Here is a 10225-nt window from a genome sequence, read left to right as displayed (position 1 = left end):
CATAGGAATTAAAGAACCTCCTAGATTTATCACCTAGGAGGTCCGGAATTCAGGCTAAAACAAAAACGCGGCCGAGGCCGCGTTTTGTGCAGAAGCTAATCAGATACTAGTCATGCTTGTGTTCGTTGCGAAGACGAATGTGAAGTTCTCTGAGCTGCTTCTCATCAACCGGAGAAGGAGCCTGTGTGAGCAAGCACTGTGCACGCTGTGTCTTCGGGAAGGCGATGACGTCGCGGATGGAGTCTGCACCGGTCATCATGGTAACGATACGGTCGAGACCGAAAGCGATACCGCCGTGCGGAGGAGCACCGAACTGGAGAGCGTCAAGCAGGAAGCCGAACTTCTGTCTGGCTTCTTCCGGACCAATCTTCAATGCATTAAAGACTTTGCTCTGGACGTCTGCTTTGTGGATACGGATAGAACCGCCGCCAATTTCCCAGCCGTTAAGAACCATATCGTATGCTTTGGCTAAGCAATGTTCAGGATCGGTAACCAATTCGTCTTCATGGCCGTCTTTCGGGCTTGTGAACGGATGGTGGCAAGCAACCCAACGATCTTCTTCTTCATCGAATTCGAACATCGGGAAGTCGATGACCCAAAGAGGTTTCCAGCCTTCTTCGAACAAACCGTGAGATTTACCGAAGTCGCTGTGACCGATCTTGAGGCGCAGTGCACCGAGAGAGTCAAAAACGATCTTCTTACGGTCAGCACCGAAGAAAATAACGTCGCCGTCTTCAGCACCGGTTCTGTTGAGAATCTCAGTAAGAACTTCATCGCTCAAGTTCTTAACGATCGGGCTCTGGAGACCGTCTCTGCCCTTGGCTTTTTCGTTGACCTTAATGTAGGCCAAGCCTTTGGCTCCGTAAATCTTGACAAAGTCTGTGTAGGAGTCGATTTCGCTGCGCGGCATCTGAGCACCTTGCGGAACTCTCAAAGCCATGACGCGGCCGTCAGACAATTCTGTAGCGGACTTGAATACCTTGAAGTCGACATTTGTCATCAAGTCTGTGAGCTCTGTGAGCTGAAGCTTGACTCTCAAGTCAGGTTTGTCGGAACCGTACTTGTTCATGGCGTCTGCATAAACCATGATTGGGAACGGATCAACTAAGTCAACATTAATGGTTTCTTTGAATACGTGACGAACCAAATTTTCCATAATGTCGCGGATTTCCTGCTCGTTAAGGAAGCTGGTTTCGATATCAACCTGTGTGAATTCAGGCTGTCTGTCGGCACGTAAGTCTTCGTCGCGGAAGCATTTGACGATTTGATAGTATCTGTCAAAGCCTGCGCACATCAGCATCTGCTTGAAGAGCTGAGGAGACTGCGGCAAAGCATAGAAGTGGCCGTCGTGAACACGAGACGGGACCAAGTAGTCGCGGGCACCTTCCGGGGTGCTCTTTGTCAGCATCGGAGTTTCGATGTCGATGAATCCGAGTTCGTCCAAATGACGGCGGAAAGCCATGGCTGCTTTGTAGCGCAGCTTCATGTTGCGCTGCATCGGAAGACGTCTCAAGTCCAAAACACGGTATGTTAAACGAGTTGTTTCGGAGAGGTTTTCGTCGTCTAAAAGGAACGGAGGTGTGGCTGAAGGATTCAAAATCTTCATTTCTTGAGCAAGCACTTCAACGCCGCCGGAAATCAGATTGTCATTACGAGTGCCTTCAGGACGCGGTCTGACAAGACCTTTCACTTCAATAACATATTCATTACGGACTTTGTCAGCCGTTTCAAACACGTCGGGACGGTCCGGATCACAAACCACCTGAACAAGACCTTCTCTGTCGCGAAGGTCGATAAAGATAACACCGCCGTGGTCGCGGCGACGATGGGCCCAACCGTACAGGGTTACGGTTTTACCGATGAACTTGTCATCAATAAGGCCTGCATATTCTGTGCGCATGAAGTACTCCGCAAAAATTAGACCCCTACTAAGGAGTCTTTATAGTGTCAATCCGATATATTCTAAATTAACTGATAGTTAAGTTCCAAATTCGGCTCAGGTTATTTTGCGAGAGCACTTCTTTGGACTAACTACTTGCTTTCAGAGGATTTGTTTTCGTTTGCGTGTGAAGCGGGAAGAGCGGCTGAAGAGCCTCCCTTGAAATCAGTCGCATACCAACCTTTGCCCTTCAGTTCGAATCCGGGAGCAGAGAGCTGCTTGACCAATGTTTCTTTCCCGCAATGCGGACAATGAGTCAGCGGAGCGTCAGACATTTTTTGCAGTGCGTCTTTTGTATATCCGCAGTTAGAACACTTGTAAGCGTAAATTGGCATTTCAAAAAAAATGATTAAGTCTCAAAGGTGAAACATTATAGTTTTTTGAAAGTACTCCTATTGAAAACCTCAGAATGTTTTGAGCAAAAAGAAAAGCCGCATCGTCTGCGGCTCTTCTTCAAAATGACAGTTAACTAATCAAAGATTAGTCGTCTTCATCCTTACGTTGGAAGTTTGCAGCCAGTTCCATCTGTTTCTGGACAGGAACCGGAGCGTATCCGGAAAGTTCCATGGAGTAGCTGCCTGCGCCTTGAGTGATGGCATTCAGACGTGCTGCATAGCCGTCGAGCTCAGCCAAAGGAACAACGCCGGAAATAATCATCATGCCGCCTGCCATATTGGCTGTGCCTGTAACCTGACCGCGTCTGCTTGCCAAGTCACCGGTGATGTCGCCGATGGCGCTGTCGGGAGCAACGATTTCAATATCGACGATTGGTTCAAGAAGAGTCGGTTTAGCTTTTGCAATGGCATCAAGCATAGCTTTGCGGCCTGCAGAAACGAAAGCAACTTCCTTGGAGTCAACCGGGTGGCTCTTACCGTCATAGACGACAACGCGGACATCGTGAACCGGGTAGCCGGCGACATAGCCGGAAGTTAAAGCTTCACGAACACCCTTTTCAACGGCTGGAATGAAGTTATAAGGAATAGCGCCGCCTTTGACTTCATCAACGAACTCAAAGCCTGTTCCTCTTTCTTTCGGTTCGATGCGCAGATAAACTTCACCGAACTGACCTGCACCGCCGGTTTGTTTCTTATGACGAGCGTGGCCTTCCGCACCTTGTGCAATAGTTTCACGGTATGGAATGCGAGGTGTGCGTGTGTTGACTTCGAGTTTGAACTGAGCGGCCATTCTTTCGAGAACGCTCTTCAAGTGCTGTGCGCTAATGCCGCGAAGAACGGTTTCATTCAAAGTAGTATCGTGCTCGAGTTCCAATGTTGGGTCTTCGGAAAGCATCTTGTTGAGAATGTCAGACAATCTGCCTTCGTCGCCGCGGCGTGCCGGGGCAATGGCCAAGCCATACATCGGTTTCGGGAAGTTTAGCGGTTTCATGCGGATGTTGTCATGATCATGGGAGGCATGAATGACGCTGTCGAAAACCAATTCATCGATCTTAGAAATAACGCCGATGTCGCCCGGAACCAGTTCACGGACTTCTGTAGTTTCTTTACCCTGAAGAATCATCGGGTGAGAAACTTTGATAGCTTTCTTGTTGTCGCCTACGAAGAGCAAATCATCGCGGCGCATTGTGCCCTGATGGATTCTGAATACGCCGACTTTGCCGATGTACGGGTCGTTAACGACTTTGAATACATGAGCAACCAACGGAAGTTCCGGATCAGGAATTAATTTGATGTCGTTGCCTTCAGCATCAGTGAACAACGGATCGTTACTTTCAGCCGGGTTCGGGAGATGGCGGACCATAACGTTAATCAGATCGTCAACGCCGGCGCCTGTCTTGCCGGAAACGAAGCAGATTGGAATGATGTGGCCTTCACGAAGTGCTTGAGTCAATGGGCCGTGAAGAGTAGAAGGATCTGCATTGCCTTCTTCCAAATATTTTTCCATGGCCTCGTCATCTACTTCAACAACCTGTTCGATGAATTGACGGTGTACTTCTTCAACACTGAGGAAATCCGCTTCGCCGTGGTCTTTAGCAAAGCAGTCGATAACGCGTGCTCCGTTGTTAGCCGGAAGGTTAATCGGCATAACTTCATTACCGAAGGCTTCCTTCAATTCTTCGATGAGTTTCGGAAGATCGACGTGTTCTGCATCAATTTTGTTGACGATAAGGATTCTGTTGAGATTGCGTTCTTTTGCCCAGTCCATCATTCTGCGTGTCATGAGCTGGATGCCGGCTGTGGCGTCAACAACAATGGCTGCTGTTTTGACGGCATCGAGAGAGCCGAGAGCCTGGCCGACGAAATCAGGGTATCCCGGGGTATCAATCATATGAACGCGGACTTCAGTCCCATCTTCTTTATCGGCTTCGAAGTGTGTGCAGGCTGCTCTCAAGGAGTGCTGAACGGCTTTTTCAAGTGGGTCAGAATCGCATACTGTCGTTCCTCTTTCGACAGAGCCGCATGTAATGATCATTCCGCTCTTGGCAAGAATGCCTTCTGCCAACGTGGTTTTGCCTGAGCCGCCATGACCAAGTAATGCAACTGTTCGAAGATTTTCGGTTGAGAAGATGGGCATAATTACTCCCTAATATTTATGAAAATGCTAAAAATTATCTTTGGATTGTGTACCATGACTCAACGTTTGTCGAGAGGTATTTTTAAAATTTTTTAAATCTCTCTCAATAGGAGTCGAGTGCAATGCAAAAAAAGACCTACTGCGGAGATTGTTCTCCCGAAGAATTCCAGAAATTTGAACCATCTTTCAGACAGCTTATTAGCCTTGCTAATAAAGAAATTCTGCCGAGATTTTTATGCGGCATCGCGGTGTTAGAGAAGAGCGACCACACACCGGTTACTGCCGCAGACCGCGGAGCAGAGAAGGTGATGAGAGAGTGGCTCGAACAGGAGTATCCGCATCATGGAATTTACGGGGAAGAATTCGGAATTAAAGAACCAGTTGGTGATTATCCTCATTACCGCTGGATTCTGGACCCTATTGACGGAACTAAGAACTTCATCACAAATGCTTTTCAGTTCGGAACTTTGATTGCACTGGAAAAAGACAACGGAGATGGTTTTAAACCTTTGATCGGCGTTATTTCTCATCCGCAAGTCGGAGCTTGGCTTATCGGAGACGGGAAAAAAACGGTTCTGCATTTGTCCGATAATCAAGAAATTCCCTGCGAAGTGAGAAACACCACGGACCTTAGCCAGGCCACATTGCTCACTAGTTCCCACTGGACCACTCCCGAGCAGCACGGAACCAAAGTGATTCAAGACCTTATTGACCAAGTAAAACTTTATCGGACCTGGGGCGATTGCTTCGGTTATTTCGCCGTAGCTACCGGCGGTGCCGATATCATGCTGGACAATGAATTGAATTATTGGGATGTATCAGCGGTTGTCCCTGTTATCGAAGGAGCTAAGGGCGTAATTTGCAGTACAAGCGGAGGAAATCCTCTTAAAGAGCTCTCTGCCGTGGCATCTAATCCGGGTTTGATTGACAAGGTCTTAGACGTTCTAAACAATAAGAACGGCTAGCCAGTTGGAGTTGACGTCAAAATTGCTCTCTGCTTCTTTTCTCAACCTGGGATAAGAAGCATTTTTTCTTTGATTTTCAATAGTAAAAATGCGTTGCATAGGAAACAACTATTTTCAATGTGAAAAACTTGGTTTCTTACTGATTCGGATTTAGTTGAGAAAATCATTTCAGGAATTAGATTAGAAGAAACCTATGATGCCCAGGATTTATCTACTTTCAGCCGCATGCTTAGCCGCTTTGTTGACAGGATGTGTGACTACTCCTGATTTCGAAATGAGCCCTGAGCAAAAATCTGTCATTCCTTCCCAATGGAATGCTCCTGCATTAAATCCGCATCTTTCTCAAGATACGGCCGATTGGTGGAGTTCTTGGGAAGAAGCAGAGCTTTCGGATTTGATTTCCCGTGCGATGTCGGCCAATACCTCCGTCAAAGAGGCTCAAGCTAATCTGAGATATGCCATGGCTGGCTTGACGGTAAGCGGATCAAATTTAGTTCCTAAAGTTAACGGGACCGGATCGGGCGGACGCAGTCACTCCAAACGTACAGGCGCTAACAGCTTTTCAATCGGAGTAAACGGAAGCTGGACTATCGATGCAGGCGGAAACTACGCAGATTATTTGGCGAGTAAAGCCGATCTAATGTCTGCGGATGCTTCTTTAGGAGATGTTCAAACAGCAATTGCCGCTCAAGTTGCCGCAGCCTATGTCAATCTTCGTCTAGCCCAAAGGCAAGTCTCCGTGGCCGAGCAGAATCTAAAAACTCAGAAAGAGGCTTTGGATATTGCCGATTGGAGATACCGCTCAGGTCTAGTAGATTCTACGGACGTTGATCAGGCTCGTACCTCTTTAGAGCAGACTCGCGCCAGTATTCCTTCTCATAAAGCCAATGTCGTAAGAAACCGAAATCTTTTGGCAAAACTGACTAGTCAAAAACCGGAAAGCATCGGAATTCTTCCCGTAAAGCAGATTCCGGTGCCGCCTAATAATCTCAGTCTAAGCATTCCGGCGGATACTTTGAGACATCGCCCGGATGTTAGAGCGGCGGAGGCAGATGTTATGGCCGCAATGGCTCGCCATACATCGGCAAGGTCCGCTTTATTCCCAAGCTTAACCATTAACGGAAGTTTGGGTTTGGCCGGCGTGACGGTTGGAATGTTGGGAGACCCCGGCACTCATAATTCTTCGATCTTGGGTTCTATCAATTTACCGATTTTTAATGCCGGCGCACTCCGGGCACAAGTTGAGCAGCGAGATGCTCAGGTCCAAGCGGCTAACGCTAGGTATGAAGCAGCTTTGCTCACGGGTATTCAGGAAATAGAAGATGCATTAAATGACATCTGGGCGGTCCAGCAGCGGATCAAGTCTCTGCAGGTAGCGGTGGAATCCGCTAAACGTGCAGCAACGAATGCAAGACAGAATTACCAGGCCGGGCTGCAGGATTTTACGGTTGTTCTTACTACACAAAGGACACTGTTGACTGTCGAGGAGCAATTGGCTCAGACGGAGGCTAACCTCTCCTTGTCTTTTATCGACCTGTATAACGCACTCGGCGGCGGATGGAAAAGTTCTTTGAACCAGAAGGAAGAAAACGATGTCAGAAAATAAAAATGATAAGACAGATATAACATCTCTTCTCGGAGATTCAGTTAAAAAACCGGTCTTTAAAAGACTGTCTACTTGGCTTATTTTGGCTGTCCTTGCGGGAGGAGCCTACGGGGGCTGGACATGGTACCAAGATTCCAAATCCTCGAAAGTCTCTTACGTAACTGCGAAAGCAGAAAAAGGGAATCTTTCGGTTGAGGTTTCGGCCAACGGGACTATTCAGCCGGTAAGAACCGTCAGTATCGGCAGTGAACTGTCAGGTATTGTTAGAAATGTAGCCGTAGACGTTAATGATCAGGTTAAGGCAGGCGATGTTTTGATTGAACTGGATGACACTAAGCTCAAAGCGTCCGTAGAACGCGCCAAAGCAAACCTGGAGTTGTCAAAAGCCGCTTTAGCCGAGGCTAAAGCGACTCTGAAAGAGGCACAGGCAAAACTTGCCCGTTTAAATGAGGTCAGAAGACTTTCCGGCGGAAAGAGCCCGAGTAAGACCGAAATTGACAGCCAGGTTGCGATAGTGGCGAGAGCTGAAGCCTCCGTTCAGAGTGCTGAGGCAAAAATTATTGACAGTGAAGAGGCCTTAAAGTCAGCACAGTCGGATCTCTCCAAAACACAGATTAAATCTCCTATCGACGGAATAGTTCTCACAAGAAAGGTTGAGAACGGTTATGCCGTTGCGGCTAGTTTGCAGGCAGTAGAACTTCTGACAATCGCAACCGACATGAAAGACTTGGAACTGCAAGTAAACGTCGATGAAGCAGACGTGGGAGTTGTTAAACCGGGGCAGAGGGCCTATTTCACGGTCAGTGCCTATCCGGACAAAAAGTTCCCGGCAGATATTACCAAGGTTGCCTTCGGATCAACTAAGACGGATAACGTTGTCACCTACGTGACCTATCTGTCCGTCAAAAATCCGGATTTGATGCTGAGACCGGGTATGACTGCAACTGCAAATATTCAAACGGTTGCTATTAAAGACGGACTGCTGGTGCCGAATACCGCCCTTAGGTTTAAACCGGTCACAAAGACAGAAAACAAAGCCCCGACAATGAGCATGTTCGGGCCTCCTATGCACAACAGAAAACAGAAAACGGCCGGAACGGTTTCCAGTTCCTCCGTCACCAGCAAGCCGGCGACAGTCTATGTGATTAAAAATGGAGAACCTACTGAACTTCCTCTTACCATCGGCGTGAGTGACGGAAAGGTCACGCAAGTTTTAGAGGGAGATTTGAAACCCGGACAGGAAATAATTATTGATCAACGCAGAGGTGCATGATGCCTCGAAACGAAACGCCTTTAGTCGAGCTTAGAGGTATAGGGAAACGCTACGGTTCGGGAGAAACTGCGTTCAATGCCCTCCAAGACGTAAATTTAAAAATATACGACGGTGAGTTCGTAGCTATCATGGGACCGAGCGGTTCGGGAAAATCAACTTGCATGAACCTCATTGGGGCTTTAGATACTCCGACTTGCGGTCAGTATCTATTCAACGGTTATCACGTAGAGCATTTCTCGCGTGACCAACGCGCCCTTTTAAGAAGAAAATACTTGGGATTTGTGTTCCAAGGATTCAATTTGCTCGCCCGCACAAGTGCCGTGGAAAATGTAGAACTTCCTCTTCTCTACCGCGGAGAACCGGCAAAAGTGCGTCATGAGCGAGCTATGGAAGCTCTCGAAAAAGTAGGATTGACGCCGTGGAAAGATCATACGCCCGCTGAATTATCCGGAGGTCAGCAGCAGCGTGTTGCAATCGCACGAGCCATTGTGACAAGGCCAAAACTACTTTTGGCCGACGAACCGACGGGAAGCTTGGATTCTCATCGAAGTGTAGAAATTATGGAACTTCTTCAGCAACTCAATGAAGAAGAGAAAATTACCGTTGCGTTGGTTACTCACGAGCCTGACATGGCCGAGTACGCTAAACGAAAAGTTCACTTTCGTGACGGACGCTTGGCTTCCGATTCTGCGGAGGAGTTCACATGATTGGCAACGCTTTATTACTAGCTTTGAGACAAATTTTCCGCAATCCTCTTCGCTCAATGCTGACGGTGTTGGGTATTGTGATTGGCGTGGCGGCCGTTATTACGATGGTCACGGTCGGTAATGGAGCAACTCAGCAGGTTCGCGATCAAATCGCATCTCTCGGCTCGGATACTTTGATGATCCGTCCGGGACAAAGAATGGGCCCGGGACAATCTATCGGAGCTCCGTCTTTTAAAGAAGCAGATGCAGAAGCTATTTCACAGCAAATTGCCGGTATTCGTGCGGTCGCTCCTTCCAGAAGTAATTCAACCGTTGTCGTTGCCAATGGGAAAAACTGGCTGACCACCGTCGTAGGGTCTACCAATTCGTACTTTGATGTGAACAATCTGACTTTGAAAGAGGGCAGATTTTTTGAACCCGCTGAGGTGCGAGCCGGAAGCGCTGTGTGCGTAATTGGTCAGACATTGCAAAAAGAACTCTTTGACAACCAATCCGTTCTTGGAAAGCTTGTTCGCATTAAAGGGTTCTCTTGCCAGGTAGTCGGGCTGTTGGATGCTAAAGGACAAAGCGGATTCGGACAGGATAAAGACGATATTGTCATCATTCCCTTAAATACTTTCCAAAGACGTTTGAGCGGAAATATCCGTGTCCCGTTGATAACAGTGGCAATTGAGCCTCAGAGCGACATCGAACGCGTGAAAGAGGGCGTAAGACTGCTTCTAAGAGAAAGACGTTCTTTGTCCGCGGGCGATGCAGACAACTTTAACGTGTTAGACACCTCTGAGCTCATTGAAACCATTTCCAAGACTAGTCAGGTAATGACGATGCTGCTTGGTGCCGTGGCTGCCGTCAGTCTTTTGGTAGGCGGCATCGGGATTATGAATATTATGCTCGTCAGCGTAACGGAGCGTACTCGCGAGATAGGTGTGCGATTAGCTATCGGCGCCATGGAAAGAGAAGTGCTTCTGCAATTCTTGATTGAATCCATTATGTTGGCTTGCTTAGGCGGACTAATAGGGGCTGTGCTTGCGTTGGTCGCTTCGATCGCATTGACTTCCTATATGCAAGTACCCTTCGTATTCAGTCCGGCGATTAATTTACTGGCATTTGGTTTTGCCGCATTCATTGGGGTTCTTTTCGGTTATTTTCCAGCCAGAAGGGCAGCAAAGCTTGACCCGATTGAAGCGGTAAGACACGAATAAG

General features: G+C 47.9%; 8 protein-coding genes. 5 read left to right on the top strand and 3 right to left on the bottom strand.

Annotation, left to right across the window (positions count from 1 at the left end):
- Positions 1 to 106: 106 nt before the first annotated feature.
- The 3 genes from aspS to fusA form a co-directional block, all read right to left on the bottom strand.
- Positions 107 to 1900, bottom strand: a complete 1794-nt coding sequence (gene aspS, locus RDK53_RS07730; RefSeq protein WP_066594155.1) for an aspartate--tRNA ligase — start codon at positions 1898 to 1900, stop codon at positions 107 to 109.
- Positions 1901 to 2031: 131 nt separating this feature from the next.
- Entirely contained in the window at positions 2032 to 2274 is a 243-nt protein-coding gene (locus RDK53_RS07725; protein ID WP_282163485.1) for a zinc ribbon domain-containing protein, read from the bottom strand.
- Positions 2275 to 2419: 145 nt separating this feature from the next.
- On the bottom strand, positions 2420 to 4471 hold the full coding sequence (gene fusA, locus RDK53_RS07720; protein WP_308514040.1) for an elongation factor G: 2052 nt from the start codon (positions 4469 to 4471) through the stop codon (positions 2420 to 2422).
- Positions 4472 to 4593: 122 nt separating this feature from the next.
- On the opposite strand from fusA, the gene RDK53_RS07715 reads away from it, so the two are divergent.
- From RDK53_RS07715 to RDK53_RS07695, 5 genes are all read left to right on the top strand, one after another.
- Entirely contained in the window at positions 4594 to 5436 is an 843-nt protein-coding gene (locus RDK53_RS07715) for an inositol monophosphatase family protein (protein ID WP_308514039.1), read from the top strand.
- A 193-nt stretch (positions 5437 to 5629) separates the two neighbouring features.
- Positions 5630 to 7042: an efflux transporter outer membrane subunit gene (locus RDK53_RS07710; protein ID WP_236578564.1), complete on the top strand. Its 1413-nt coding sequence runs from the start codon at positions 5630 to 5632 to the stop codon at positions 7040 to 7042.
- Complete coding sequence (locus RDK53_RS07705) at positions 7029 to 8315, top strand: efflux RND transporter periplasmic adaptor subunit (RefSeq protein WP_308514038.1); 1287 nt, start codon at positions 7029 to 7031, stop codon at positions 8313 to 8315. Before RDK53_RS07710 ends, RDK53_RS07705 begins: the two co-directional genes overlap by 14 nt.
- Complete coding sequence (locus RDK53_RS07700) at positions 8315 to 9022, top strand: ABC transporter ATP-binding protein (protein WP_308514041.1); 708 nt, start codon at positions 8315 to 8317, stop codon at positions 9020 to 9022. Before RDK53_RS07705 ends, RDK53_RS07700 begins: the two co-directional genes overlap by 1 nt.
- Complete coding sequence (locus tag RDK53_RS07695) at positions 9019 to 10224, top strand: ABC transporter permease (protein ID WP_308514037.1); 1206 nt, start codon at positions 9019 to 9021, stop codon at positions 10222 to 10224. The genes RDK53_RS07700 and RDK53_RS07695 overlap by 4 nt, the downstream gene beginning before the upstream one ends.
- Position 10225: the final 1 nt, after the last annotated feature.

The organism is uncultured Turicimonas sp. (assembly GCF_902477955.1).
GTDB lineage: Bacteria > Pseudomonadota > Gammaproteobacteria > Burkholderiales > Burkholderiaceae_F > Turicimonas.
Note: the sequence above shows the minus strand (reverse complement) of the source record. Positions and strands in the feature narration are given on the sequence as shown.